This window comes from Achromobacter anxifer (genome assembly GCF_903652925.1).
GTDB lineage: Bacteria > Pseudomonadota > Gammaproteobacteria > Burkholderiales > Burkholderiaceae_B > Achromobacter > Achromobacter anxifer.
Map to the genome: position 1 here is coordinate 408,646 of NZ_CAHLAR010000002.1, position 25,325 is coordinate 433,970.

General features: G+C 67.9%; 24 protein-coding genes. 9 read left to right on the forward strand and 15 right to left on the reverse strand.

Annotated features, from left to right (window positions below; genetic code table 11):
• Positions 1 to 23 precede the first annotated feature (23 nt).
• Complete coding sequence (locus tag HWY37_RS07295) at positions 24 to 1,034, reverse strand: tripartite tricarboxylate transporter substrate binding protein (RefSeq protein WP_176088245.1); 1,011 nt, start codon at positions 1,032 to 1,034, stop codon at positions 24 to 26.
• Positions 1,035 to 1,258: 224 nt separating this feature from the next.
• On the opposite strand from HWY37_RS07295, the gene HWY37_RS07300 reads away from it, so the two are divergent.
• From HWY37_RS07300 to garL, 6 genes are all read left to right on the forward strand, one after another.
• On the forward strand, positions 1,259 to 2,188 hold the full coding sequence (locus tag HWY37_RS07300; protein ID WP_175209524.1) for a dihydrodipicolinate synthase family protein: 930 nt from the start codon (positions 1,259 to 1,261) through the stop codon (positions 2,186 to 2,188).
• A gap of 101 nt (positions 2,189 to 2,289) precedes the next feature.
• On the forward strand, positions 2,290 to 3,060 hold the full coding sequence (locus HWY37_RS07305) for a FadR/GntR family transcriptional regulator (protein ID WP_175209525.1): 771 nt from the start codon (positions 2,290 to 2,292) through the stop codon (positions 3,058 to 3,060).
• Positions 3,061 to 3,108: 48 nt separating this feature from the next.
• Positions 3,109 to 4,221, forward strand: a complete 1,113-nt coding sequence (locus HWY37_RS07310) for an Ldh family oxidoreductase (protein ID WP_175209526.1) — start codon at positions 3,109 to 3,111, stop codon at positions 4,219 to 4,221.
• A gap of 47 nt (positions 4,222 to 4,268) precedes the next feature.
• The gene (araD, locus tag HWY37_RS07315) at positions 4,269 to 6,014 is read left to right on the forward strand and encodes an L-arabinonate dehydratase (protein WP_175209527.1); all 1,746 of its coding nucleotides are present in this window, start codon (positions 4,269 to 4,271) and stop codon (positions 6,012 to 6,014) included.
• A 47-nt stretch (positions 6,015 to 6,061) separates the two neighbouring features.
• The gene (locus HWY37_RS07320; protein WP_176088246.1) at positions 6,062 to 7,057 is read left to right on the forward strand and encodes a tripartite tricarboxylate transporter substrate binding protein; all 996 of its coding nucleotides are present in this window, start codon (positions 6,062 to 6,064) and stop codon (positions 7,055 to 7,057) included.
• An 86-nt stretch (positions 7,058 to 7,143) separates the two neighbouring features.
• On the forward strand, positions 7,144 to 7,911 hold the full coding sequence (gene garL / locus HWY37_RS07325) for a 2-dehydro-3-deoxyglucarate aldolase (RefSeq protein ID WP_041655817.1): 768 nt from the start codon (positions 7,144 to 7,146) through the stop codon (positions 7,909 to 7,911).
• A 93-nt stretch (positions 7,912 to 8,004) separates the two neighbouring features.
• Here the strand turns inward: garL and lysA are convergent, their stop codons facing one another.
• Positions 8,005 to 9,240, reverse strand: coding sequence for a diaminopimelate decarboxylase (gene lysA, locus HWY37_RS07330; protein WP_175209530.1), 1,236 nt, complete (start codon positions 9,238 to 9,240; stop codon positions 8,005 to 8,007).
• A gap of 112 nt (positions 9,241 to 9,352) precedes the next feature.
• Between lysA and HWY37_RS07335 the strand changes: the two genes are divergently transcribed.
• Entirely contained in the window at positions 9,353 to 10,267 is a 915-nt protein-coding gene (locus HWY37_RS07335; protein ID WP_175209531.1) for a LysR family transcriptional regulator, read from the forward strand.
• Here the strand turns inward: HWY37_RS07335 and HWY37_RS07340 are convergent.
• Genes HWY37_RS07340 through HWY37_RS07350 form a run of 3 tightly spaced genes read right to left on the reverse strand, consistent with a single transcriptional unit; the run spans position 10,264 to position 14,237 of the window.
• Positions 10,264 to 11,163, reverse strand: a complete 900-nt coding sequence (locus HWY37_RS07340; RefSeq protein ID WP_175209532.1) for a catalase — start codon at positions 11,161 to 11,163, stop codon at positions 10,264 to 10,266. The two genes, HWY37_RS07335 and HWY37_RS07340, sit on opposite strands and share 4 nt — an antisense overlap.
• A gap of 42 nt (positions 11,164 to 11,205) precedes the next feature.
• Positions 11,206 to 12,678: an aldehyde dehydrogenase family protein gene (locus tag HWY37_RS07345; RefSeq protein WP_176088247.1), complete on the reverse strand. Its 1,473-nt coding sequence runs from the start codon at positions 12,676 to 12,678 to the stop codon at positions 11,206 to 11,208.
• Positions 12,675 to 14,237: a GMC family oxidoreductase gene (locus HWY37_RS07350; protein ID WP_176088490.1), complete on the reverse strand. Its 1,563-nt coding sequence runs from the start codon at positions 14,235 to 14,237 to the stop codon at positions 12,675 to 12,677. The genes HWY37_RS07345 and HWY37_RS07350 overlap by 4 nt, the downstream gene beginning before the upstream one ends.
• A gap of 168 nt (positions 14,238 to 14,405) precedes the next feature.
• Here HWY37_RS07350 and HWY37_RS07355 point away from each other — a divergent pair, with 168 nt between their 5' ends.
• The gene (locus HWY37_RS07355) at positions 14,406 to 15,314 is read left to right on the forward strand and encodes a LysR family transcriptional regulator (protein ID WP_176088248.1); all 909 of its coding nucleotides are present in this window, start codon (positions 14,406 to 14,408) and stop codon (positions 15,312 to 15,314) included.
• A 172-nt stretch (positions 15,315 to 15,486) separates the two neighbouring features.
• On the opposite strand, the gene rpsT is transcribed toward HWY37_RS07355, so the two are convergent.
• The 10 genes from rpsT to HWY37_RS07405 form a co-directional block, all read right to left on the reverse strand.
• Positions 15,487 to 15,750: a 30S ribosomal protein S20 gene (gene rpsT / locus HWY37_RS07360; RefSeq protein ID WP_006396042.1), complete on the reverse strand. Its 264-nt coding sequence runs from the start codon at positions 15,748 to 15,750 to the stop codon at positions 15,487 to 15,489.
• Between the two features lie 263 nt (positions 15,751 to 16,013).
• The gene (locus HWY37_RS07365) at positions 16,014 to 16,988 is read right to left on the reverse strand and encodes a FecR domain-containing protein (RefSeq protein WP_175209536.1); all 975 of its coding nucleotides are present in this window, start codon (positions 16,986 to 16,988) and stop codon (positions 16,014 to 16,016) included.
• 193 nt (positions 16,989 to 17,181) lie between these two features.
• Complete coding sequence (gene murJ / locus HWY37_RS07370; RefSeq protein ID WP_175209537.1) at positions 17,182 to 18,741, reverse strand: murein biosynthesis integral membrane protein MurJ; 1,560 nt, start codon at positions 18,739 to 18,741, stop codon at positions 17,182 to 17,184.
• A gap of 105 nt (positions 18,742 to 18,846) precedes the next feature.
• Positions 18,847 to 19,605: a 3-hydroxyacyl-CoA dehydrogenase gene (locus HWY37_RS07375; protein ID WP_176088249.1), complete on the reverse strand. Its 759-nt coding sequence runs from the start codon at positions 19,603 to 19,605 to the stop codon at positions 18,847 to 18,849.
• Positions 19,606 to 19,738: 133 nt separating this feature from the next.
• Positions 19,739 to 20,395, reverse strand: a complete 657-nt coding sequence (gene adk / locus HWY37_RS07380; RefSeq protein ID WP_175209539.1) for an adenylate kinase — start codon at positions 20,393 to 20,395, stop codon at positions 19,739 to 19,741.
• 91 nt (positions 20,396 to 20,486) lie between these two features.
• Entirely contained in the window at positions 20,487 to 21,251 is a 765-nt protein-coding gene (gene kdsB / locus HWY37_RS07385; protein ID WP_176088250.1) for a 3-deoxy-manno-octulosonate cytidylyltransferase, read from the reverse strand.
• A gap of 11 nt (positions 21,252 to 21,262) precedes the next feature.
• The gene (locus HWY37_RS07390; RefSeq protein ID WP_088141367.1) at positions 21,263 to 21,445 is read right to left on the reverse strand and encodes a Trm112 family protein; all 183 of its coding nucleotides are present in this window, start codon (positions 21,443 to 21,445) and stop codon (positions 21,263 to 21,265) included.
• Between the two features lie 82 nt (positions 21,446 to 21,527).
• Positions 21,528 to 22,490: a tetraacyldisaccharide 4'-kinase gene (lpxK, locus tag HWY37_RS07395; RefSeq protein ID WP_217706383.1), complete on the reverse strand. Its 963-nt coding sequence runs from the start codon at positions 22,488 to 22,490 to the stop codon at positions 21,528 to 21,530.
• 68 nt (positions 22,491 to 22,558) lie between these two features.
• Positions 22,559 to 22,972: an ExbD/TolR family protein gene (locus tag HWY37_RS07400; protein ID WP_175209542.1), complete on the reverse strand. Its 414-nt coding sequence runs from the start codon at positions 22,970 to 22,972 to the stop codon at positions 22,559 to 22,561.
• A complete protein-coding gene (locus tag HWY37_RS07405) occupies positions 22,969 to 23,592 on the reverse strand; it encodes a MotA/TolQ/ExbB proton channel family protein (RefSeq protein ID WP_176088252.1) in 624 nt (207 codons plus the stop codon). Before HWY37_RS07405 ends, HWY37_RS07400 begins: the two co-directional genes overlap by 4 nt.
• Before the next feature lie 340 nt (positions 23,593 to 23,932).
• Between HWY37_RS07405 and xseA the strand changes: the two genes are divergently transcribed.
• Entirely contained in the window at positions 23,933 to 25,300 is a 1,368-nt protein-coding gene (xseA, locus tag HWY37_RS07410; protein ID WP_176088253.1) for an exodeoxyribonuclease VII large subunit, read from the forward strand.
• Positions 25,301 to 25,325: the final 25 nt, after the last annotated feature.

Below are 25,325 nucleotides of genomic sequence, written 5' to 3' on the forward strand. Positions count from 1 at the left end.
GACGGGCCCGGATCGGCTTGGGGTCAGTCGACCTTGGCGCCGGATTGCTTCACGACCTCCGCCCACTTGGCGGATTCCTGCGCCATGAACTGTTTGAACTGGGCCGGCGTGTTGCCGGAAGGCGTGGCGCCCTGGGCCTGCAATTGTGCGCGCACGGATTCCTGCTGCAGGGCGGCGGCCACGTCGCGCTGGATCTTGTCGACCACCGGCTGCGGCGTGCCCGCGGGCGCCAGCAGGCCGAACCAGCTGGAGGCGTCATAGCCCGGCACGCCGGCCTCGGCCATGGTGGGCACGTCGGGCAGGGCGGGCGAACGCTGGGCGGTGGTGACCGCCAGCGGGCGCAGCTTGTTGCTCTTCAGGAAACCCATGGACGAGGGCAGGTTGTCGAAGATCAGGTCGGCGGAACCGGCCATCACGTCGGTCAGCGCCGGGCTGCTGCCCTTGTAGGGCACGTGGGTCATGCGCGTGCCCGTCATGCTCTGGAACAGCTCCCCCGACAGGTGCGTGGAGGTGCCGTTGCCGGTGGACGCCATGTTGACCGTGCCCGGGTTGGCCTTGAGGTACTTGATCAGGTCGGCCACGTTGCGGATGCCATGCTTGTCGGCGAAGCCAGGGTTGAGCTCCAGGATGTTGGGCACCGGGATGACCAGCGTCACGGGCACGAAGTCCTTGACCGGGTCATAGGGCAGCTTGGCGTAGACGGACTGGTTGATGGCGTGCGTGCTGACGGTGCCCATCAGCAGGGTGTAGCCGTCGGGCGTGGCGCGCGCGGCCTCGGCCGTGCCGACGTTGCCGCCGGCGCCCGCCTTGTTGTCCACCACCACGGCCTTCTTCCAGGTCTTGCCCAGTTCGGCCGCGACGATGCGCGCCGCGATGTCGGTGGTGCCGCCCGCGGGGAACGGCACGATGATCTTGACGTCGCGTTCGGGATAGTCGGCCAGCGCCGGCGCGGCCGGCAACAGGAATGCGGCTGCCAGGGCGGCGGTGCCAAGGGCGGCCAGGACGGACCGGCCTCGCGCAGGGGCTGCATGCATGGAATTCGTCTCCTCGGTGTGCGCGTGGCCGCGCATCGTTTCTGGGGGTATTCCGCCCCTGGCATGGCCCGAGGCTTTGACGCCGCAAGACGCCCCGCGGCGTCCTGCGTTTTGCTGCCGGACTACTTGTAAAACAAATATATGTATTGAGCTTATAGTTGTCAACCAAGTATACTTTTTTGACCTTAGTCGTCCGACAGCCGGATCAGCCAGGAGCCCCGTCCATGAAAACCACCCCGGTCACTGCGCAGGATTTGCAGCGTTCAGTCATCGCCGTGCCGCCGCTGGCGCGCAATGACGATCTTTCCCTGAACGAGGCGGCCAACAAAGCCTTGCTGGCCCACCTGGAAGAGGGCGGCGTGCGCAACGTGATGTATGGCGGCAACGCCAATTTCTACAACGTGGGCGTTGGCGAGTACGCGCGCATCGTCGACATGCTGGCCGGGCTGGCGGGCGCGGACACCTGGATCCTGCCTTCGGTGGGGCCCGACTACGGCAAGATGATGGACCAGGCGGCGATCCTGCGTACCCGCGCGTTTCCCACGGCCATGCTGCTGCCCATGTCCTTCCCGTACACGGACGCGGGCCTGGCCGAGGGCGTGCGGCGCTTCACGGACGCGCTGGGCAAGCCGGCCGTGATCTACATCAAGTCGTCCGGCTACCTGGCGCCCGAAAGCGCCGCGCGCCTGATCGAAGAGGGCCGCATCGTGGCCTTCAAGTACGCGGTCGTGCGCGACAACCCGTCCCAGGATGCCTACCTGTCGTCGCTGCTGCAGGCGGTGGATTCGCGCTGGATGGTGAGCGGCATCGGCGAACGTCCGGCCATCACGCACTACCGCGAATTCGGCCTGAAGAGCTTTACCTCGGGTTCGGTCTGCGTGGCGCCGCGGGGCTCGATGCGCCTCTTGCATCTGCTGCGCGATGGCCGCTACGACGAAGCCGAGGCCGTGCGCCAGCAGTACCTGGGCCTGGAAGACTGCCGCGACAGCATCAGCCCGATCCGCGTGCTGCACGATGCGGTGACGCTGTCCGGCGTGGCGGACATGGGACCGATGCTGCCCTTGCTGACCGGCATTTCCGCGGCCGAGCGCGAGCGCGTGGCGCCGGTGGCGCGGGTGCTGGCGGCCTGGGACAGGGAGGCCAGCGCCGCGTGAGCGCGCAGCCGGGCCGGGGCGCGCGCCTGGCGCCGCGCATTGACGGTACGATGAGCGCTATTCCGCCATCGCGGACTGCGCCATAGCATCGAGGAGGTTTCGTGGCCCGACCCAAAGCAACACCCGCGCCTGCGCCGCAGGCGCCCGAGCATGATCCCGCGGGCGCGCTGGTGCTGGAGCGCGGGCACCGGGTGCGGCTGGCGGACCAGCTTTACGGGCAGATCTTCGAACAGATCGTGTCCGGCGGGCTGAACGTGGGCGACAAGCTGCCTTCCGAAAACGAAATATCCGAGCGCTTCGGCGTGTCGCGGCCGGTGGTGCGCGAGGCGCTGCTGCGCCTGCGAGCCGATGGCCTGATCACCGCGCACCAGGGCCTGGGCACCTTCGTCAGCCATGCGCCCGCGCCGCGCCTGAAGACTTTCAACGACGTGCAGAACGTCAGCGCCTATCTGCGGGCCCAGGAGGTCCGCGTGGCGCTGGAGGGCGACGCGGCGCGCCTGGCGGCGCTGCGCCGCACCGATGAACAGTTGAAGAAGATCGCACAGGCGCACGCGGCGTTCGCCGACAGCCTGGCGCGCGGGCAGGTGTCCGCCGAGGCGGACCTGGCGTTCCACGCCAGCATCGCCGAGGCCAGCGGCAACGACTTCTACCTGGGCGTGCTGGAAAGCATCCACGAATCCATCAGCGGCTTCATGCGGCTGACCCTGAACCTCACCCGCACCGGCTCGCGCCAGCGCGCGCAACGGGTGGTGGACGAGCACGCCGCGATCCTGGACGCCATCCGTGAACAGGACAGCGAGCGCGCCCGCGTCGCCATGCAATTCCATCTGGGCCAGGCCCGCCACCGGCTGGTCGACCGCGAGCGCGATTGACCCCTCCGCCTGCCCGCTGCGATCAAACCAAAACTACAGGAGACCAGAGTGCCAGGGAACGGAGCGATAGCGGCGGATGTGCCGGTGGAACAGGTCCGCGAGCAGATCCTGCAGGTGCTGATGGCCTGGGGCATGGCGCAGGACCTGGCGCACATCACCGCGGGCCTGATGGCGCGGACCGACCTGCTGGGCATCGATTCGCACGGCATCTCCATGCTGCCGGCCTACGAGGATAAGCTGCGCACCGGCACCCTGCGCCTGGACGCCAGGCCGCGCGTGCTGCGCGACGGCGGCGCCAGCGCGCTGATCGACGGCATGGGCGGCCTGGGCTATCCGGTGGCCGCGCAGGCGATGAACCTGGCCGTGGACAAGGCGCTGGAGCACGGCGTGGGCGCGGTGTCGGTCTGCAACTCGCATCACTTCGGCGCGGCCGGCGTCTATGCGCGCATCGCGGTCGAGCGCGGCGTGGTCGGGCTGGTGACCAGCAGCGCCAACGGCGTGATCATGGTGCCCACGCGCGGCGCCATGCCCATGCTGGGCACCAACCCCATCGCCTTCGGCGCGCCGGCCGCCTACAACGAACCCTTTCTGCTGGACATGGCGACCACCACCGTTGCCGCCAACAAGGTCAAGGTCTACGACTTCCTGGACAAGCCGCTGCCGCCGGGCTGGGCGGTGGACGGGCAGGGCGGCGCGGTCACCGACGCGGCCGCCGCCATGCAGTTCATCTTCAAACACCCCGAGGGCGGGTTGACGCCCTTGGGCGGCACCACCGCCATGAGCAGCCACAAGGGCTACGGCCTGGCGATGATGGCCCAGATCCTGGGCGGCACGCTGAGCGGCAGCGCCTTCGCCGCGCGCCGCGCGCCGACCCGCCGTCCCGGCGAGCCCGACGACGTGGGCCATTTCTTCCTGGCGCTGAATCCCGACGCCTTCCGCGCGGCGGGTTCGTTCGAGTCCGACATGGACGACATGATCGACGCCATGCACGACACGCCTCCCGCCCATCCGGACGAGCCGGTGCTGGTGGCGGGCGAGCCCGAGGCCGCCGAGCGCGCGCGCCGGCTGCGCCACGGCATCCCCATCCCCGCCGCGCTGGCCGAACGCCTGCGCGCCATTTGCGAGCGCGCCGGCACGCCTTATCTGCTGGACCCGGCGTGACGCCGCTTTTCCCATAAACCCCTGCCCAAGAGCACTGGAACAGAGACATGAGCAATTCAGACAAGCGCAAGAAACCCGAAGAACTGCGCAGCCACCGCTGGTACGGCGTGCGCGACCTGCGCTCGTTCGGCCACCGTTCGCGCACCGCGCAGATGGGCTATCACCGCTCGGACTATGCCGGCAAGCCGGTCATCGCGATCATCAATACCTGGAGCGACATCAACCCCTGTCACAGCCACTTCAAGCAGCGCGTGGAAGAGGTCAAGCGCGGCATCTGGCAGGCGGGCGGCTTTCCGGTGGAAATGCCTGCCATGAGCCTGTCCGAGCCTTTCCAGAAGCCCACCACCATGCTCTACCGCAACCTGCTGGCGATGGAGACCGAAGAGCTGCTGCGTTCCTATCCGGCGGATGGCTGCGTGCTGATGGGCGGCTGCGACAAGACCACGCCCGCGCTGCTGATGGGCGCGGTGTCGATGGACCTGCCCACCATCTTCATGCCCGCCGGCCCCATGCTGCGCGGCAACTGGAACGGCAATACGCTGGGTTCGGGCTCGGACACCTGGAAGTACTGGGCCGAGCTGCGCGCCGGCAACATCACCGAGGAAGACTGGCAGGGCGTGGAGGACGGCATCGCCCGCTCGCCGGGCCACTGCATGACCATGGGCACGGCGTCCACCATGACGGGCGCGGTCGAGGCGCTGGGCCTGTGCCTGTCGGGGGCGTCGTCGATCCCGGCGCCGGATTCGCGCCACGCGCAGATGGCCAGCCTGACGGGCAAGCGCATCGTGGAAATGGTGTGGGAAGACCTGAAGCCTTCCGACCTGCTGACCGCCGCGTCCTTCGACAACGCGGTGCGCACGGTGCTGGCGCTGTCCGGCTCGACCAATTCCGTGGTGCACTTGATCGCCATGGCCCGCCGCAGCGGTTTCGGGCTGGACCTGGACCGCTTCGATCACCTGGCGCGCACCACGCCGGTGCTGGCTAACTTGCGGCCGGCCGGCAAGTACCTGATGGAAGACTTCTATTACGCCGGCGGCCTGCGCGCGATGCTGGTGCAGCTGGGCGACCTGCTGGACACGACGCAGCGCACCGTGGACGGCCGCACGCTGGGCGAGAACATCGCGGGCGCGCGCATCTTCAATGAAGACGTGATCCGGCCGCGCGCGCAGGCGCTGATCGAGCGCGACGGGCTGGCGGTGCTGCGCGGCAACCTGGCGCCCGACGGCGCGGTGATCAAGCCGCCCGCCATGGAGGCGCACCTGCAGGTGCACACGGGCCGCGCGGTGGTCTTCAAGGACTACAACGACATGGCGGCGCGCATTGACGATCCGGACCTGGACGTGGATGCCGACAGCGTCATCGTGCTGCAGAACGCCGGACCGCAGGGCGCGCCCGGCATGCCCGAATGGGGCCAGCTGCCGATTCCGCAGAAGCTCCTGAAGCAGGGCGTGCGCGACATGGTGCGGATTTCGGACGCGCGCATGAGCGGCACCAGCTACGGCGCCTGTGTGCTGCACGTGGCGCCCGAGGCCTATGTGGGCGGTCCGCTGGCGCTGGTGCAAGACGGCGACCGCATCACGCTGGACGTGCCGGCGCGGCGCCTGGAGCTGCTGGTGTCCGACGACGAGCTGGCCGCGCGCCGCGCCGCCTGGCAGGCGCCGCCGCCGCGTTTCGAACGCGGCTATGGCGTGCTTTATCTCAAGCACATCGGCCAGGCGGACACGGGCTGCGACTTCGATTTTCTTCAGAGCGAGACGCGGACCACGGCCGCGGGCGAGCCTGAAATCCACTGACCCGGACACCGGGCGTAAATACTAAAAAACCCACAGAGGAGACAACCATGCAACAGAGCAAACCCGTGGCGCGCAAGCGCCTGGCGATTTTGGCGGCGGCCGGCGCGATGGCCATGCTGCCGGGCATCCTGATGGCGCAGGGCGCGGCCTGGCCCACCAAGCAGCTCAAGCTGGTGGTGCCGTTTCCGGCGGGCGGCAGCACCGATTCGGTGGGCCGTTTGCTGGCGGCCGAACTGTCCAAGGAGCTGGGACAGACCGTGGTGGTCGAGAACAAGGGCGGGGCCAACGGCAACATTGGCTCGGACATGGTGGCCAAGTCCGAGCCGGACGGCTATACGCTGCTGTTGTCGGGCGTGGGATCCAACGCCATCAGCTACGCGGTCTACCAGAACATGCCGTACCGCGACAGCGACTTCGCGCATATCTCGCTGCTGGCGACCGGGCCCAATGTGCTGGTGGCCAACAACGACTTCCCGGGCAAGACCTTCGCCGAATTCATCAAGCTGGCGCGCGAGAATCCCGGCAAGTACACGCACGCCAGTTCGGGCAGCGGTTCGTCAGGCCACCTGGCTATGGAGATGCTGAAGCAGGACGCCAAGATCGATCTGGTGCACGTGCCCTACAAGGGCGGCGCGGCCGCGATTACCGACATGATCGGGGGCCGCGTGCAGGTGATGTTCCTGAACCAGGACACGCTGCTGCCGCAGGTCACGTCCGGCAAGCTGCGCGCCCTGGCGGTGGCCAGCGCCAAGCGCAATCCCGCCTATCCCGACACGCCCACGGTGGCGGAATCCGGCTTTCCGGGGTTCTCGGCCGAGTCCTGGTTCGGCCTGTCGGCGCCCGCGAAGACGCCGCCGGCCGTGATCCAGCGCCTGAACCAGGCGACGGTGAAGGCGCTGTCCTCGCCCGATATCCGGCAGAAGCTGGAGAGCGTGGGCTTCGTGGTGGTGGCTGACGATCCCAAGTCGTTCTCGGCTTTCGTGGATAACGAGATCACGAAGTGGGGCAAGGCGGCCAAGGCTTCCGGCGCAAAAATGGATTGAATGCGTGGATTGAATTCGTGAATTGAATGCGGGGCCAGGCCTGTCAGCCCGGCCCGTCCAGTTTTTTTTATGAAGTGAAGGCGGCAATGAACTCACCCTTACCCAACCGTTTCCGGCAACGCATCCTGGCGCGCGAACGGCTCATCGGATTCTGGATGTGCATGTCCAGCCACATCACGGCCGAGCTCGTGGGGCTGGCCAATTTCGACTGGCTGCTCCTGGACGGCGAGCATTCGCCCAACGAGGTGCCGATGTTCCTGCAGCAACTGCAGGCCTTGCAAGGCAGCGCCAGCGCCGCCGTGGGCCGGCCGTCCTGGAACGATCCGGTGGAGATCAAGCGATTGCTGGACATCGGCTTCTACAACCTGCTGATTCCGTTCATCGAATCCGAGGAAGACGCGCGCCGCGCGGTGGCGGCCACGCGCTATCCGCCGCAGGGCATGCGCGGCGTGGCGGGCGCGCAGCGCAGCAACCGTTACGGCACGGTGCCGGACTACCTGCACACCATCAACGACAACATCTGCGTGCTGCTGCAGATAGAAAGCCGTCCGGGCATCGATGCCGTGGACGAGATCGCGTCGGTGGAGGGCGTGGACGGCGTGTTCATCGGACCGTCCGACCTGGCAGCGGCGCTGGGCCATATCGGCAACCCGGGCCATCCTGAAGTCCAGGAAGCCATCCGCCACCTGTACCAGCGGGTGTCGGCCCAGGGCAAGGCCGTGGGCATCCTGGCGCCGGTGCACGCGGACGCGCGGCGCTACCTGGACATGGGCATGCACTTCGTGGCGGTGGGCACCGACCTGGGCGTGTTCAAGCAGGCCACCTTCGCATTGCGCGAAGCGTTCCCGACCTGATCGCCCGCGCCCGGCGCCTTGGGCTCCTGGCGCGATTCGCCGCTGGGGCGGATTGGCGCTGGCCTCAGGCGCGCCTGCGCCCGAGGCCGGGGATCACAGGTCTTCCAGCGCCAGCAGTTCGCGCACCGTCTGACGGCGGCGGATCAGGCGGGCCTCGCCCTGGTCCAGCAGCACTTCGGGCGCCAGCGGACGGCTGTTGTAGTTCGAGGACATGGACGAGCCATAGGCGCCCGCCTCATGGAACACCAGGAAGTCGCCGATGCGCGGCCGCGGCAGCAACTGGTCGGACACCACGCCGCCGGCATCCTGAGTGAACACGTCGCCTGATTCGCACAGCGGGCCGGCCACCGCGATGCGGGTCTCTTCCGCGCCCTGTGGCCGGCTGCCGTCGGGCGCATGCACCGAGATGCGGTGATAGCTGCCGTACATGGCGGGGCGCATCAGGTCATTGAAACCGGCGTCGACCAGCGCAAAGTCGCGCTCGGGCCGGCGGTTGATAGCATGCACTTCGGCCACCAGGGCGCCGGCCTCGGCGACCAGGAAGCGGCCCGGTTCGATTTCCAGCCGGATCTCGTGTCCCAGGCGCTCGGCGATGCGGCGGCGCGCCGCGTCCCATTGTTCAAAGTAGTGATCGCAGTCGATGCGGGCGTCGCCTTCCCGGTAGGGGATGGACAGGCCGCCGCCGGCCGAGATGGCTTCGATGTCGTGGTCCAGCGAGGCCACCACGTCGACCATGGCATCGCAGACGCTGGACAGGTGGGCGTAATCCACGCCCGAGCCGATGTGCATGTGGATGCCGACCAGCTTCAGGCCGTGGCGGCGCACGATGGACATGGCTTCGGGCACGTCGCCGATCCAGATGCCGTGCTTGCTTTGCGGGCCGCCGGTATTGGTCTTGTTGCTATGGCCGTGGCCGAAGCCGGGGTTGATGCGCAGCCAGACGCGGTGGCCGGGCGAGGCCTGGCCGACGCGGGCCAACATGTCCAGGGAGCCGGCGTTGACGGTGATGCCGTGCTTGAGCACGGTGGCCAGGGTGGAGTGGTCGATCAGGTCCGCCGTGAAGACGATGCCTTCGGGCTCGCCCTGGGGCTGGAAGCCCGCCGCCAGGCTGCGTTCGATCTCGCCCAGGGACACTGCATCCACCACGGCGCCTTCGGCGCGCATCAGGCGCAGGATGTGCAGGTTGGAGCAGGCTTTCTGCGCATAGCGGATAGTGTCGAAGCGGCGCAGTTGCGCGATGCGTTCGCGGATGACGGCGGCGTCGTAGACCCACAGCGGGGTGCCGTGCTCGGCGGCGAGTTGGGTAAGTTGGCGTGGATCGAATGCCATGGCGGGCGCAACCTGAAGGGAATGAAAACAAGGCGGCATGATGCCCGGCTTCGGCCATCCAGTAAAATGCTTTGATTTCCTTCATCAATTCATTCTTGATATGGGGTGGGCGATGCTGACGCACCGGCATATCGAAGTCTTCCGCGCAGTCATGATCGCCGGCAGCGTCACCAAGGCCGCCGAGCTGCTGGGTTCGTCCCAGCCCACCGTGAGCCGCGAGCTGGCGCGCCTGGAGCAGGGCATAGGTTTTGCGCTGTTCGACCGGGTGGCGGGGCGGCTGCGCCCGACCATGCCGGGCCTGGCGCTGTTCGACGAGGTCCGCCAGTCCTATGCCGGCCTGGAGCGGGTAGCGTCGGCCGCCGCGCGCTTGCGGGCCTTCAAGGGCGGGCAGTTATCGGTGATCGCCTTGCCGGTTTTTTCGCATTCCATCCTGCCCGATGCGTTCCGCCGTTTCCACGACCGCCATCCTGGCGTGAGCCTGGCCGTGGAGACACAGGAGTCGCCCTTCCTGGAGGAATGGCTGAGCGCGCAGCGCTATGACCTGGGCCTGACCGAGCACGATGCGGCGCCGGCCGGCACGCGAGTCGAGCTGCTGCTGGAGGTGGACGAGGTGTGCGTGCTGCCCGACGGTCATGCGCTGCTGGCCAAGCCGAAGATCGAACTGGCGGACTTCGAAGGCCATGCCTTCGTCAGCCTGTCGTCCAGCGATCCCTACCGCATCCAGCTCGACGAGGCGTTCGCCGCGGCGGGCGTGCTGCGGCGTTCCATCGTCGAAAGCCCCACCGCCGTTTCCGTCTGCACTTTCGTGCGCCAGGGGCTGGGACTGGCCATCGTCAACCCGCTGACGGCCCTGGACTTCGTGGGGCGGGGCCTGCACATCCGCCCCTTGACGCGTTCGTTCCCGTTCCGGGTCAGCGTGGTGTTCCCGGAGCATCGGCCGGGCAATCCAATGGTCGGCGCGTTGATGGAATCGCTGCGCGAGGCCGCAGGGGCGGCGCAGGAACTTCTGGCGTCCAGCCTGGATTAGGCAGCGCCGCGCAGCCGCCGCTCGGCCGCTATCCGGTAGGCGTGCAAGCGCGCGGCCAGCAGCGGATCGCCTGCAAACGCCATGCCGGCCGGCAGGACGGACGGATCGAACGCCAGGGTGCGCTGAGCGTCCTGATCCGGCGCGATGCGTTCCAGGATCAGGTATCCCAGGAGCATGGGGCTGCCGTGTCCGGGCCAGGCAGCGGACAGGTCGTCCGTCGCGCCTTGTTCTGGCGCTGGCGTGAACGCCAGTTCCAGCGCTACCGGGCCTGCCTCCATGGCGTGGCGCAAGGCTTCGTCCATGCAGTTCCGGCCGGTCAGGGCCTTGTGTGCGCCTTCCGCGTTCCTGCCCCGGATCGTCAGCCTGCCGGTTCGCGTCTGGCCATCCGCAGCCGTCAGGCGGTAGGGATGAAGCATGTGGTAGCTGCGGGAGGCGTAGCCCGTGGGCAAGGCGTCTTGCCGCAGTTGGTCGTAGCGTTGCGCCGCCGGATTGGCCGCCAGATGGGCTTGGAGCGACTCGGGGGCCGTGTGCTGCGCGTTCAATGCCTGTATGAAGGCAAGAAACGTCTGGGGGTCGCGCGCGGGGAAGCCTTCGAGCGTATGGCCGACGAGCACCAGCTGGGAATGCTGCCCGATGCGCACGGCCAGGCCGCGCGGCTCGGCCTGCGGACTGTCCTGGCGTATCCGCGGGTCGGGGCCGGAGTCCGAAAAGCGGGCGATGAGCGGCTGCTCCGCGTCGTCGAACAGGGGCGCAGCGCAGAGTTGCGACGCCTGCGGCACGCCAAGAAACCTGCCTTCGACAAGCAGGCCGCGCGCGTGATTGACGCGACAGCCCGGCGGGACATCCGCGCCCGCATGCAGCGCGTCGACCAGCTTTGCGGCGATGGGATCTTGCATGGTCGTCTCCTTTTTTCTAGTTAGTGCGCCGGCCTATCCGTGCTACCCGAGGCCGGGCCTGAGCGCGATGTGCTTGTATTCGATGAAGTCTTCCAGCGCTGCCAGGCCGTTCAGGCGGCCGAGGCCGGACTGCTTGAAGCCGCCTTCCTCGGTGCCGTCGTAGACCTTGGCCCAGTCGTTGATCCACACCGAGCCGGCATCGATCGCCTGCGCCACGCGCAGCGCCCGGTCCATGTCGCGGGTCCAGACGCTGGCGGCCAGGCCGTACTCGTTGTCGTTGGCCAGCCGGACAGCCTCGGCCTCTTCATTGAAGCGCTGGATCGTCAGCACCGGGCCAAAGGTTTCCTGCTGCACGATGGCCAGGCCGTTGTCGGAGACTTCCAGCAGCGTGGGCCGGTAGAAGGCGCCGCTGGCCAAGGGGCCGGTCGTGACGGGGCCGCCGCGTTCGGCGACCCTGGCGCCGGACGCTATCGCCGTTTCCACGGCGCGGTCGACCCGTTCGACGTTGGCGCGGTCGATCAGCGGCCCCATGTCGCTGGCGGGGTCCGCGGCCGGGCCGACCTTGACCTGCCGCAGCCGGTGAGCCAGCCCGTCGCGGACGGCTTCGTAGATGCCGTCCTGCGCCAGCAGCCGCGAACCGGTCATGCAGAATTGGCCGCTGAAGACGGTCAGCGCTTTTTCCAGCACGGGCAGCGCGACGTCCAGGTCCGCGTCGTCGAACAGGACCATGGGCGTCTTGCCGCCGAGCTCCATGCCGAAGCGCTTGAGGTGCCGGGCGCCGGCGCTGCTGATTGCGCGGCCCGTCCGGGTCGATCCGGTGAAGCTGACGACGGGAACGTCGGGAGACTCCACCAGATAGGCGGAGCCTTCCGGGCCGCTTTCGAAGAACAGGTTGATCACGCCGTCCGGGAGATCCTCGGCCTCGGCCATGATTTCGGCCATGAGGCTGGCGGTTTGCGCCACCTGTCCGGGCAGCTTGATCACGGCGGTGCACCCTGCGGCGAGGGCCGACGCCAGGGAGCGGATCGTCAGCACGACGGGCGAGTTCCAGGGCGCGATCACGGCCGCCACGCCCATGGGCTGGCGCAGGACCACGGAGAGGTTGCCTGGCCTGGGCCGGAGCGCCCGGCCGCTTTCGAGCAGGGCCGTGGCGGCCGCGTAGCGCAGCTTGCTGGGAACCATGTCGAGCTCAAATTCGGCCTCTGCCTTGATCTTGCCGTTTTCGAGGGAGAGGATGGCCTGCAGCCTGGCGCGGTTGCGCTCGAAGGCGCGCGCCAACTGTTCCAGCACGCGGGCGCGCAGCGCCTGGTCATGCGCCCATGGGGTCTTGCGGAAGGCCTGCGACGCGGCCGCGACGGCGGATCTGGCGGCCGCCAGGCCATTGTCGGGATAGCGGCCGATGACCTGGTAAGCGGCGGGGTCGATGGAGTCCTTCAACGCGCCCTCGGCGCGCTGGATGCCGTTGATCCAGTTGAAGGCCTTGCGGTTCTGGCTGCCGGCGATGGCGTGGCTCATGGCTGGGCCTCCGGTTGCCTGATCCAGTGGCTGATGCGTTCGGCCAGCATGACCACGGTGGGGTTGGTGGCGACGGAAGGCACGTCCGGAAAGCTGGAGGCATCGGCCACCCGCAGGTTCGGGATCCCGCGGACGCGGCCCTGGTAATCCGTCACCGCGTCCGGATCGTCGTTACCGCCCATGGGGGCGGTGGACGTGGGGTGATGGTAGATGTCGAGCGCCGTCGGCAGGGCGGCTTCCAGCGCCGCGGGGTCGGTCACGGTCGGCCCAGGAACGAGTTCCTGGGCAATGATCTCGGATAGCGGGCCCTGGCTCGCTATCCGGCGGATCAGCTGGATGCCTTCGACCATCAGCTCGCGGTCCTGCGCCGACCCGAGGATATTCAGGTCGATGAGCGGGGCTGTCCGAGGATCGCGATCCACAAGCTTGAGCGTGCCGGTGGATCGGGGCCGGGTCAGCGCCAGCGCCAGCATGAAGATCGCGCCGGTGGGAGAGTCGGCGGGATCGCCGTAATGCACGGCGCTGACGTGCAGATCGCCGTCGCCCGGTCCGCCCTGCGATGAGCGGGTCCACAGGATCGCGCCCACCGGGGGGATGGGCAGGCCCAGCCGTTCGGGGTGCGCCGCCCAGACGGTGAAGAAGAAGGGGTGTTCCTGCAGGCGCCTGCCGACGGGCAGATCGGCCGCGACGGGGATGTCCAGCGCCTGGAGGTCGGCCGCGGGGCCGACGCCGGAGCGCAGCAGGATGGCCGCCGATCCGTACGCGCCGGCCGACAGCACGATCTGGCCTGCGGCCAGGCGCGAGCCGTCGGCCAGGATCACGGCCCGGGCCCGGCCGTTGTCGATTTCGACGCGGTCCGCCAGCGTTTCGCTGCGGATGGTCAGGTTCGGGCGCGCCCTGACAGCGTCCGACAGATAGGTCATGCCGGTGTTCAGCCGCTGCCCCATGCGGTTGTTCATGGGGTAGGGGCCGACGCCGAATGGCGCATCGCTGTTGAAGTCCTGCACCCTGGGGTGTCCGGCCATCTGGGCCGAGACCAGGAAGGCGCGCTGCATGTCCGAGATTTCGTCGTCCTGCAGCTGGTGCACGGGTTCGGGGCCGGCGCGGCCGTGGCATTGGTCCGCTCCCGAGGCGGTCCATTCGCTGCCCCGGAAGAACGGCAGGGCGTCGGCGAGGGTCCAGTGCGGCAGGCCGGCGCGGGTCCAGCGTTCGAAATCCGCGGCGGGCGCTCGCATCCAGACGCCGGCGTTCACCGCCGAGGAGCCGCCCAGCACCTTGCCGCGCGGCACCGCAAACGATTTTCCGCCCCAGCCGGGCTGCGATGCGTATCCCCAATCATGTTCGGCATCGCCGCCGATGACGGTCTGGGCGCGCACGGCGTCCGGATAGGCGTGCGGCGGATAGGCCCGGCCGGCTTCGATCAGCAGCACGCGGCGCGACGCGTCCTCGCTGAGGCGGCTGGCCAGCACGGCGCCCGCCGAACCGCCGCCGACCACGATGATGTCGAAGGCAGTTTGTTCGTGCCCGGAGTCTGAAGGGTGGTTTGGTCCTATTTTCATATCGGCTTCGACCAGAAAAGATGCGTTCATGCCAAGATTGGCTCGAAGCGCAGTGGCGGCTGGCTGGTTGGGGGCCAGGTGCAAGCCGTCGATCGCGCGCTTGCATGCATCATTCATCGGCATCGTCGCGGGCGGAAGATGGGTGCCCGTCTCTAGAATCGAGAACATATGTCCGGAATCGCTTCGATCGAATCCTTCAGCGGCCTGGTGGCCTTTGCAGCCACGGTGGAGTCAGGCAGTTTTGCCGCGGCGGGGCGCAAGCTGGGTCTGTCGGCTTCCGCGGCGGGCAAGGCGGTCGAAAGGCTGGAGCTCAGGCTGGGCGTGCGGTTGCTGCATCGCACGACGCGCTCGTTGGCTCCTACCGGGGAAGGCGAGGTCCTGTACCAGTACGTCGCCCGGATCCTGAAGGACCTCCAGGAGGCGGAACGGGAATTGCACCTGATCCAGAATGCGCCGCGCGGCCGTCTGAAGATCAGCGTGCCCACGGTCATGGGACGCCGGATAGTCTTGCCGGCATTCAACGACTTCCACGCGCTCTTTCCGGAAATACTCGTCGATATCAACCTTGACGACCTGATCGTCGACGTGGTCGAGGAGGGATACGACCTCGTGTTGCGCCTGGGCGAACTGGAGGATTCAGGATTGCAGGCCCGCCGTGTTGGCCCGCACGCCTTCATGACTTGCGCCTCGCCGGCCTATCTGGCGCCGCGCGGCACACCCCGGACCCCAGCGGACCTCGCTGAGCATTGCTGTATCCACTACCGGTTTCCGACCACCGGAAGGTTGGAGGCCTGGGCGTTCAAGGGCGAACCGCCCGCCAGGGCGCTCAAGCCTTCCAGCATATTGAACGACGGCGAAGCCCTGGCGTCGGCGGCGATTGGCGGACTGGGAATCGTCCAGGTGCCGCGCTACCTGGTCAAGGATGATGTGGCGGTGGGGCGGCTGTTGCCCGTGCTTGAGGACTACACGGAAAACCGTGGCAGCGTGTCCCTGCTGTGGCCGCCCAGGTCGGCGGAAGTCGCCCGGGTGCGGGTGTTCATCGACTTCTTTGCCGAGCGGATCGCGGCGCAGTTGTAGGAGTCCCTGGCTGGTGGTCAGCAGGCGGCCTGTTGCTGGCACGCGGGTGGCCCATAGGTGGCCCTTGTAAGCGCCTCTGGTTGGCGCTCGGAAACGCAAAAAAGGATGCCCGTGGGCATCCTTTTTCATTTGCCGTATTCGTGACGCCCTGAAAACAGGGCGGCAGAATGGCTTAGGCCAGCGCCTTGATGGCGGCAGCCAGGCGGCTCTTGTGGCGAGCGGCCTTGTTCTTGTGGATGATGTTCTTGTCGGCCACGCGATCGATCACGCTGGAGGCCTTCTGGAACACTTCGCCAGCCGCAGCCTTGTCGCCAGCGGCGATGGATTGGCGAACGCGCTTGATGGCGGTGCGCAGCATCGAGCGCAGGCTGGAATTATGCTTGTTGCGCTCAACGGATTGGCGAGCGCGCTTGCGGGCTTGGGCGGTATTGGCCATGTTGCTATATAAGTTGAATTCGGCAAAGTCGAACATTGTAGCAAGTCCCTACGGGATTGCAAGCTTTTAATGTCTAGTCAGCCGATGGAGCGCCCGTCAACCGGGCGGGGGGCGCTATGGGAAGATTCCCTGGGCTGGAGAGCCCTTGCGGAAGATCCTCATGGGAAGCCTTGAGGAAAGCCCGTGGCGCCTACTGGATAAAAACACCGTGATGAGTATACAACGAAGCCGGCCCCCGGCGGGTGCTTCGCAGGCGCGCGTTGTCAGGCGGCGACGTTAATGGAAACGAACCAGGGGGTGAAGCGGCGGACGTGGATGGGCATCATGTCCTTCAAGGTATTGAGCGCGGCGTCGGTGTCGTCCAGCGGGAAATGGCCGGAAACGGGCAGGCCGCCTGCGGCCATGGAGACGCGCAGGGTGCCGCTGCGATAGGGGCGCAGGGCGGCGATCACTTCGGCCAGGGGGCGGCCCCGGGCCTCGATCCAGCCGGCTTCCCAGGCGGCCTCGGCTGTCAGCTCGGCGCGCGGCGTGTCCATGCGGGACGCGTCGAACCGCGCACCGGTTCCGGCGCGGACGGTACCGTGGGCGCCGGACATGGTCTCGACCTCGACCTCGTGCTCATGCACGACCACCAGGGTGCGCTGAGCCTGCTGGCGCACCATGTAGCGGGTGCCGAGCGCGCGCACCGTGCCTTCGGCAGTCTGGACCAGGAAGGGGCGGCGGGCGTCGGGCGCCACCGAGACCGTGACGGCGCCATCCAGCAGGCGGACCTGGCGATAGGCGGCGGTGAAGTCCAGGTTGACGCGGCTGCGGGCGTCCAGCAGCAGCTGACTGCCATCGGACAGCATGTAGCGGCGGCGTTCGCCGGTAGCCGTGGCGGCATCCGCGGCGACGTTGCCCAGGGGATAGAAGGCGTTGCCCACGTAAGCCGCGCAGGCGCCAGTACCGGCGAGCGCCAGCGCACCGGTCAGGAAGCGGCGGCGGGGTGGGGCGATGACGGAGCTGGGGACGTGCGGCGTCGCCAGGGTTTGGACGGAGGGACCGTTCGAGGCATACCCTGCGGGGTAGGCGTCGCCAAGCCGGCCGAACGTCGACCCTTCGAGCGAGCCGGTCAACTGCTGCCAGGCATTTTCATGGGCTGGATCGGCAGCGCGCCACGCCAGGAAGTCGTTGTAGTCCTGCGCGGTTGCCTTGCCGGAGCGCAATAACAGCAGCCAATTGATTACCTGGTCCGCCATGGGTTGTCCTTGGGCGTACTTCACTTCATGTCCCCGCACGTGTTTCCAGGGGGGATCCTTTCGATGGCAATTTGTAAATAATAAAGGTTTTTTACCAAAGATTACCGGGTGCTTGTCAATTCTTGACGAATTTAATGCAAAAAAGCCGGCACAAGACCGGCTTTTCGGATTAATACGAGTGGTTTGTCCGGAATTAGCGGGCCGGACGCCGTCCGAAATCCCTAGGACGGAAGCCAAACAGTAACAACATTCCGAAGTAGACCGCCCCGCTGGCCGCCAGCACGCCGGCCAGCCAGGCCGCCCGCAGGCCGGAATGGGCTTGCAGGCCGATCCAGTCGATGCGGCCGTCGGCGTACCAGAGCAGGGCCGCCAGCGCCGCCAGGGCGGGAATCAGACGCAGGGTGAACACGGCCCAGCCGGGGCCCGGCTGGTAGACGCCGCGACGGCGCAAGCCGATCAGCAGCGCCAGCGCGTTCAGGCAGGCGCCCAGGCCGATGGCCAGGGCCAGGCCGGCATGCGCCATCAGGGGCACGAGCACCAGGTTCATCAATTGGGTCATGATCAGCACGCCGATCGCGATCTTCACCGGCGTGCGGATGTCCTGCTTGGCATAGAAGCCGGGTGCCAGGATCTTCACGGCCAGCAGGCCGATCAGGCCGGCGGAATAGGAAATGACCGCCAGGCGGGTCTGGGTCACGTCTTGGGCGGCGAAGGCGCCGTAATGGAACAGGGTGGCGACGAGCCCGTCGGACAGCAGCGCCATGCCGACAGCAGCAGGCAGGCCCAGCAGCAGCACCAGGCGCAGGCCCCAGTCCAGCAGTCCGCTATAGCCGCCGTGGTCATCGCGGGCGTGGGCCGCGGACAGGCTGGGCAAAAGCACCGTGCCCAGGGCCACGCCCAGCAGGGCCGTGGGAAATTCCATCAGGCGGTCCGCGAACGACAGCCAGGTCACGCTGCCCGGCTTCAGCCAGGTTGCGATGTTGGTGTTGATCAGCAGCGAGATCTGCGCGACGGAAACGCCCAGGGTGGCGGGCGCCATCTGCTTGAGGATGCGCTGCACGGTGGGGTCGGCCCAGGCCTCGCGGAACCGCAGGCTGAAGCGCGGCGTCATGCCAAGGCGCGCCAGGGCGGTCCATTGCACCGCCAGCTGCGCCACGCCGCCGATCATGACGCCGATGGCCAGCGCGTAGACCGGCACGTCCATGCGCGGCGCGAGCCAGATGCAGGCGGCGATCATGGCCATGTTGAGCAGCACCGGGGTGAAGGCGGGCACCGCGAAGCGGCGCCAGGTATTGAGCACGCCTGAGGCGAAGGCGATCAGGGACATGCAGAAGATGTAGGGGAACATCATCCGCGTCATCCAGACCGCCGCGCCGAACTCGGTATCGCGGTCGGCGCCGCGCAGGCCGCTGGCCATGGCGGACACGACCCAGGGCGCGCCTATGATGCCGATGAGCGTGATCAGCATCAGCGCCGCGGTCAGCAGCAGGGCCACGCGGTCGAGCAGGGTGCGGACTTCGGCTTCGGAGCGGTTATTGCGCGCCGCGCCCAGGATGGGCACGAAGGCCTGCGCGAAAGCCCCCTCGGCGAACAGGCGGCGCAGCAGATTGGGGATGCGGAAGGCGACCCAGAAGGCGTCGGTGATGGGGCCGGCGCCGAAGGCGCGGGCCACCAGGATGTCGCGGATCAGGCCGGAAATGCGGGACAGCAGGGTGAAGCTGCTGACCGTGGCCGCCGAACGAAACAGGCTCATGGATAAGACTACTGAAAAATTGCGGGCCCGTCGGGTGCCGCTGCGCGGAATCGCGGTACGCCCAACAAAGGCAGGCCCACCGGGTGGGCCTGCCTTTGTACTACATCACTTCGGCGGCATGCGGATGGCGCCGTCCAGACGGATGGTTTCGCCGTTCAGCATGTCGTTCGTGACGATGCTGTAGACCAGCTTGGCATAGTCTTCCGGGCGGCCCAGGCGGGCGGGGAAGGGGATGCTGGCGGCCAGGGAGTCCTGCACTTCCTGCGGCATGCCGAAGATCATGGGCGTGCCGAAGATGCCCGGGGCGATGGTCATGCAGCGGATGCCGGTCTTGGCCAGGTCGCGCGCGATGGGCAGCGTCATGCCGGCCACGCCGGCCTTGGAGGCGGCGTAAGCGGCCTGGCCGATCTGGCCGTCGAAGGCGGCGACGGAGGCTGTGTTGATCAGCACGCCGCGCTCACCGGTGGCTTCGGGCGTGTTGGCGCTCATGGCCTCGGCGGCCAGGCGCATCATGTTGAAGCTGCCGATCAGGTTGATCGACACGACCTTCTGGAACAGGTCCAGCGAATGCGCGCCGTTCTTGCCCACGATCTTGGCGGCGGGCGCGACGCCGGCGCAGTTCACCAGGCCGAACAGCGAGCCCAGTTCGAGCGCGGCGGCCACGGCGCTCTTGCCGTCGGCTTCCTGGGTCACGTCGCAGTGCACGTAGCGCTGGCCCAGTTCCTTGGCCAGGGCCGAGCCCGGCTCGTCCTGCACGTCGGCGATGACGACCTTGGCGCCGTTCTCGACCAGCATGCGCACCGTGCCGGCGCCCAGTCCGGACGCGCCGCCCGTGACGATGAATACCTTGTTCGCGATTTCCATGTGTCTACCACCAGTCAGTTCTAGGGATGTAAGCGGCGCGACGGGCGCCGGATATGACTAGGCCTTCGGTGCCGGCCGGACGCGCTGCGTTCCGGTGCCGGCGCCGAAGGCCTGTGAGCCATCGAGGCGCCGATCAGCCTTGGACGGCTGCGAACAGGCGTGCCTTGATTTCCTCGACCGCGCCGACGCCGGAGATCTTGCGGTACTTCGGCGCGTCGGCGGGATTCTGCTGCGCCCAGGACGAGTAGTAGTCGACCAGGGGGCGGGTCTGATCGCGGTACACGGCCAGACGGTTGCGTACGGTTTCCTCGCGGTCGTCGTCGCGCTGGATCAGTTCTTCGCCAGTGACGTCGTCACGGCCTTCGACCTTGGGCGGGTTGAAGCGCACGTGGTAGCTGCGGCCGCTGGGCAGGTGCACGCGGCGGCCGCTCATGCGTTCGATGATGTCTTCTTCGGGGACTTCGATTTCCACCACGTAATCCAGCTTGACGCCGGCGCTCTTGAGGGCGTCGGCCTGCGGGATGGTGCGGGGGAAGCCGTCGAACAGGTAGCCGTTGGCGCAGTCGGGCTGCTTCAGACGGTCCTGGACCAGGCCGATGATGATCTCGTCGGAAACCAGACCGCCGGCATCCATGACCTTCTTGGCTTCAATGCCCAACGGCGTGCCCGCTTTGACCGCGGCGCGCAGCATGTCGCCGGTGGAAATCTGGGGGATGCCGAAGTGTTGGGTGAGAAACGCGGCCTGGGTGCCTTTGCCGGCGCCGGGAGGTCCGAGCAAGATGAGACGCATGAGTGCTCCTGAAGGGGTGTATTTTTTGTGATCCGGGGAATTATGCCGCAATGCAGCAGCCGATGCGGAGCCGCGCCATAGGAAATAACCCTTATATCTGCTTGCTGTAGATCAGACGGACGCGTTCCAGGTCCGCCGGGGTATCTACGCCTGCCGCGGGAGGGTGGGACGCCCGATGGACGACGATGACGTGGCCGTGTTCCATGGCGCGCAGCTGTTCCAGCGATTCAAAGCGTTCCAGCGCGCCTTGGGGCAGGGACGGATAGCGGCGCAGGAACGAGACCCGGTAGGCATAGAGCCCGATGTGATGCCAGGCGGGCAGGCCGGCGGCCAGCACGCGCTCGCCCGAAGCCAGCGCGTCGCGGGCCCAGGGGATCGGGGCGCGCGAAAAATACAGCGCGCGGTCGTTCGCGGCGCAGACCAGCTTCACCACATTGGGGTTGAACAGCGCCTCGGCGTCGGCCAGCGGGCAGGCACAGGTAGCGATGTCGGCCTCGGGGCTGGCTTGCAGCCTGGCCGCCACGGCGTCAATGAGTTCGGGTTCGATCAGCGGTTCATCGCCCTGCACGTTGACCACGATGGCGTCGTCAGGCAGGCCCAGTTGCTCCACGGCCTCCGCCAGGCGGTCGGTGCCGGTGGGGTGGTCGGAACGTGTCATCAGCGCCAGCACGCCGTGCGCCTGCGCCGCCTGCTGGACGCGCGTGTCGTCGGTGGCAACGTAGACGCGGGAGGCCCCGGACAGCGCCGCGCGTTCGGCGGTGCGCACGACCATGGGCTTGCCGGCGATGTCGGCAAGCGGCTTGTCGGGCAACCGGGTCGAGGCGGTGCGCGCCGGAATCAGGGCGATGAAGCTCATGCGGCGGCGGTTCAGTGGGTGGCGGGGGCGTCGTCCAGCGCGCGGGCTTCCGATTCCAGCATGACGGGAATGCCGTCACGCACGGGGAAGGCCAGGCGGTCGGCGCGGCAAACCAGTTCGGCTTGCTGCCGGTCGTGTTCGAGGCGGCCCTTGCACAGGGGGCAGACGAGAATGTCGAGAAGGCGGGATTCCATGACCGGAATTCTAAAACAGTTTGCCTGGGGCCGGACCGGCTTTGCGGCGCGACGGCGCCATGGGCCGGCTTTTCCCGGATGGCTACGGCTGGCGCAGCGTCCGCGCCAGCCAATCGAACAGTTGCGGATCGGAGAAGGCGGCCCGCACCGGAACTTCCCACAGGCGCGGGTCGTTCAGGGCCGCGCACTTGATCGCGTCCTTGGACGTGACCAGGATGACATCGGCCTGGACGGCCTGGAAGGGCGAGACCGCGTAATCGTGGTGATCCGGCAGGGCGAGCGCGGTTTCCAGGCGGATGCCGGCGCCGCGCAGCGTGGCGAAGAAGCGTTCGGGGTTGCCGATGCCGGCCGCCGCCGCGATGCGCGGTTGGCCGGCGAAAGCCGCGAGGGGGCGCGTATCGTGGCCGGTGATCTGGCGCGCGTCGTCCGGCTCCAGCCACATGCGGACCTGGCGGGGTTGTACGCCTGAGGATGCGGTTGCCGGCTGGCCGTCCGGTGTGCCGATATTGGTCACCACCGCGTCCACCTCGCGCAGGCGTTCGGCCGGTTCGCGCAGCGGCCCCGCGGGCAGCAGCCGGCCGTTGCCCACGCCGCGCTCGTCCTGCACCACGATCTCGACGTCACGGGCCAGCGCCAGGTGCTGCAGGCCGTCGTCCGACACGATGACGTCCACGGCGGGGTGCTCCCGCAGCAGGGCCTGGACAGCGAGCGGGCGTTTGGGGTGGACGGCCACCGGGGCGCCGGTGGCGCGGGCGATCAGCGCCGGCTCGTCGCCGTAGCGGGAGGCTTCCAGCTGGCCCAGCCCGACGCGGGCTTGAGGGCCGACCTTGACGCCGTAGCCGCGGCTGACCACGCCGGGGGTGTAGCCGCGGGCCCGCAGGGCTTCCACGGTGGCGATGACCATCGGGGTCTTGCCGGTGCCGCCGACGTAGACGTTGCCGATCACCACGACCGGCACGGGAGCCCGGTAGGCGCTGCGGGTGCCGTCGAGATAACGCTGGCGCTTGCGCGCCACTTCCCAGGCGGTCAGCCGGGACAGGGGCATGAGCAGGTCGGAAAGCCAGCCGCCGTGCTGCCATTGGCGCGCCAGCAGCGTCGAAGCGCGCTTGGCGGTCACCGGGTGGTCTGCGCGGCGAAGTTGACGCGGCCAATGCCGGCCAGCCGGGCGGCTTCCATGACATTGATCACGGACTGGTGGGTGGCCTGGGCGTCGGCGTTGATGACGACCAGCGGCTCGGTCTTGCCGGCCGCGGCCTGGCGCAGGGCGTCGGCGATTTCCGGCGGCGTGGAGACGTCGATGAGCGTGCCGTTGAGCGCGTAGCGCCCATCCTGGCTGACGGCCACTTCCAGGGCCGGCGGCGTGTCTTGTTCCATGGATGCCTGGGGCAGCGTCACCTTCAGCTGGGTGAAACGGGCGAAGGAGGTGGTCGCCGCCAGGAAGATCAGGATGACCAGCAGCACGTCGATGAGCGGGATCAGGTTGATGTCCAGCTCATCGCGGTCGCCCCGGGATCCGCGGAAATTCATGAACGGCCCTCGCGCGAGGCGGTCGTGGGAGACACCGCGCGGACCAGGCGCGACGCGGCCTGCTCCATGGCGCTGAGGTAGCCGTCCACCCGGCTGCGCAGATAGCGGTGCGCGATCATGGCGGGAATGGCGATGAGGATGCCGAAGCCGGTGTTGTACAGCGCCATCGAGATGCCGCGGGCCAGCTGGGCGGGGTCGCCGCCACCCGGGGTGTAGGAGCCGAAGATCTCGATCATGCCGACCACGGTGCCGAACAGGCCCATCAGCGGCGCGACCACGGCGATGGTGCCGATGGCGGGGATGTAGCGGCTGAGGTCGTGGGCGACGGCGCGTCCGGTGTCCTCGACCACGTTGCGCAGTTCTTCGCGGGGCAGGTGGCGGTGACGCATCACCTCAGCCAGGATCCGGCCCAGCGGCGAGTTGCGCTCAAGGCGGTTGATCGATTCGGGGGTGTCCTGGCGGTTGCGCAGCATTTCTGCCACTTGCTCGCTCAGGCCGCGCGGCATGACCAGCCCGCGGCGTAGGGACAGGAAGCGCTCGAAGATCAGCGCCAGCCCCAGGACGGATGTCGCCAGCAGGGGCCAGATGGGCCAGCCGGCCTCGCGCAGTATGGAAAGCAAAGCGTTCAACTCCCGGGGGAAACCGGCGCTGGCCGGCATCTGATCAAGCCGAAACTGTAACGGTGTGGCAGGGGGTGTGGCAAGTCGGTACGACCCCGGATCTATCCACAGAAGTTGTGGATAATTCTGTGCAAAACTTCCCGGGAATGCTTGTGGGCACAGGGCTTGCACTTGTTTGCTTCAATTGCGAGCAGCTTCTTTTTACTTAAAATCTCATAAAAATCAATAAGTTAATTCGATTTTGCTGGCTATCGGGCCGGTTGCGGCAAATATGCTGGGACGCGGTATGATTGCGGCCCGTCAGGCGCGCCCTGTGGACAGGTACGCATCGGAAAGCCCCATGACAATTGAATCTACAGTCACAAACAACGCATTTGCGCGGGATATCCTGACGGTTGCCCAGTTGAATCAAGCCGTGGGGCAGTTGTTGGAGCGCAGCATTCCGGCGCTATGGGTGCGCGGGGAGATTTCCAACTTCACAGCGGCGGCTTCCGGGCATTGGTATTTCACGCTCAAGGACAGCCGGGCCTCCGTGCGCGCCGTCATGTTCAGAAGCCGCGCCAGCGCGGTCGGTTTCATGCCGCGGGCGGGCGACCAGGTCGAGATCCGCGCCCGCGTTTCCCTCTACGAGCCCCGCGGCGACTACCAGCTGCAGGCCGACGCCATGCGCCGGGCCGGCGTCGGCAATCTGTATGAAGCGTTCCTGCGGCTGAAGGAGCAACTGGCCTCGGAAGGCCTGTTCGATCCGGCCCGCAAGCGCGAGCCCGTGCGCCTGCCGCGCGCCATCGGGGTCATTACGTCCCTGCATGCCGCGGCGCTGCGGGACGTGTTGTCGGCACTGGCGCGGCGTGCGCCCCAGGTGCCCGTGATCATCTATCCCGCGCCGGTACAGGGGACGGATGCCGCCGGACGGCTGGCGGCTCAGGTGCGCATCGCCAACCAGCGCGCCGAGGTCGACACGTTGCTGCTGGTCCGCGGCGGCGGCAGCATCGAGGATCTTTGGAGTTTCAACGACGAGGCGCTGGCCCGCGAAGTCGCGGCCAGCGAGATTCCCGTCATCAGCGGCGTCGGACACGAAACGGATTTCACCATCGCCGATTTCGTGGCCGACGTGCGCGCACCCACGCCGACGGCCGCCGCCGAACTGGCTTGCGTGCCGCGCTCGGAATTGCTGGGCCGCGTCATGCAGGCGGCCGAGTCCATGACCCGCGGGCAGCAGCGGCGCCTGGAGCGCGCCGCCCAACGGCTGGACCGCGCCGCCGCGCAACTGGTGTCTCCGGCCCAGCGCCTGGAACATCAGCGCGAACGCCTGAACAGCCTGCGTTTCCGCCTGGCCACCGCCTGGTCCGGCCCGCATGAGCGCCGCGCCGCGCGCGTCAATCTGCTGACGCAGCGCCTGGCGCATCGCGCGCCCGACACCGGCCGCGCCGCCGACCGCCTGGCAGGCGCCGCGCGTCAGCTGGGTCAGGCGCATGCGCGGCTGCTGGTGCAGCGGCGCAACCGGCTCGCCTCGGCCACGGCGCAATTGCGCGCGCTGGACCCGGGCAACACGCTGGCCCGCGGCTACGCCATCGCGCGCGACGGCCAGGGCCGCATCGTGCGCGATGCCGCCGCCCTGGCGCCGGGGCAGGCGCTGGACCTGAGCTTCGCCCAAGGCGGCGCCGAGGTTTCGGTCACCGCGACCCGCGATTCGCGCGACGCTTCGTGATCGCCGGCCGCCGCGCTTGAGCGGC

Bases quoted from the DNA above. Each gene is read 5' to 3' on its own strand.
- HWY37_RS07295 (WP_176088245.1), bottom strand. From the start codon at position 1,034: ATGCATGCAGCCCCTGCGCGAGGCCGGTCCGTCCTGGCCGCCCTTGGC.
- HWY37_RS07300 (WP_175209524.1), top strand. From the start codon at position 1,259: ATGAAAACCACCCCGGTCACTGCGCAGGATTTGCAGCGTTCAGTCATC.
- araD (WP_175209527.1), top strand. From the start codon at position 4,269: ATGAGCAATTCAGACAAGCGCAAGAAACCCGAAGAACTGCGCAGCCAC.
- HWY37_RS07320 (WP_176088246.1), top strand. From the start codon at position 6,062: ATGCAACAGAGCAAACCCGTGGCGCGCAAGCGCCTGGCGATTTTGGCG.
- garL (WP_041655817.1), top strand. From the start codon at position 7,144: ATGAACTCACCCTTACCCAACCGTTTCCGGCAACGCATCCTGGCGCGC.
- lysA (WP_175209530.1), bottom strand. From the start codon at position 9,240: ATGGCATTCGATCCACGCCAACTTACCCAACTCGCCGCCGAGCACGGC.
- HWY37_RS07335 (WP_175209531.1), top strand. From the start codon at position 9,353: ATGCTGACGCACCGGCATATCGAAGTCTTCCGCGCAGTCATGATCGCC.
- HWY37_RS07340 (WP_175209532.1), bottom strand. From the start codon at position 11,163: ATGCAAGATCCCATCGCCGCAAAGCTGGTCGACGCGCTGCATGCGGGC.
- HWY37_RS07345 (WP_176088247.1), bottom strand. From the start codon at position 12,678: ATGAGCCACGCCATCGCCGGCAGCCAGAACCGCAAGGCCTTCAACTGG.
- HWY37_RS07350 (WP_176088490.1), bottom strand. From the start codon at position 14,237: ATGAAAATAGGACCAAACCACCCTTCAGACTCCGGGCACGAACAAACT.
- HWY37_RS07355 (WP_176088248.1), top strand. From the start codon at position 14,406: ATGTCCGGAATCGCTTCGATCGAATCCTTCAGCGGCCTGGTGGCCTTT.
- rpsT (WP_006396042.1), bottom strand. From the start codon at position 15,750: ATGGCCAATACCGCCCAAGCCCGCAAGCGCGCTCGCCAATCCGTTGAG.
- HWY37_RS07365 (WP_175209536.1), bottom strand. From the start codon at position 16,988: ATGGCGGACCAGGTAATCAATTGGCTGCTGTTATTGCGCTCCGGCAAG.
- murJ (WP_175209537.1), bottom strand. From the start codon at position 18,741: ATGAGCCTGTTTCGTTCGGCGGCCACGGTCAGCAGCTTCACCCTGCTG.
- HWY37_RS07375 (WP_176088249.1), bottom strand. From the start codon at position 19,605: ATGGAAATCGCGAACAAGGTATTCATCGTCACGGGCGGCGCGTCCGGA.
- adk (WP_175209539.1), bottom strand. From the start codon at position 20,395: ATGCGTCTCATCTTGCTCGGACCTCCCGGCGCCGGCAAAGGCACCCAG.
- kdsB (WP_176088250.1), bottom strand. From the start codon at position 21,251: ATGAGCTTCATCGCCCTGATTCCGGCGCGCACCGCCTCGACCCGGTTG.
- HWY37_RS07390 (WP_088141367.1), bottom strand. From the start codon at position 21,445: ATGGAATCCCGCCTTCTCGACATTCTCGTCTGCCCCCTGTGCAAGGGC.
- lpxK (WP_217706383.1), bottom strand. From the start codon at position 22,490: ATGCCCCTGTCCCGGCTGACCGCCTGGGAAGTGGCGCGCAAGCGCCAG.
- HWY37_RS07400 (WP_175209542.1), bottom strand. From the start codon at position 22,972: ATGAATTTCCGCGGATCCCGGGGCGACCGCGATGAGCTGGACATCAAC.
- xseA (WP_176088253.1), top strand. From the start codon at position 23,933: ATGACAATTGAATCTACAGTCACAAACAACGCATTTGCGCGGGATATC.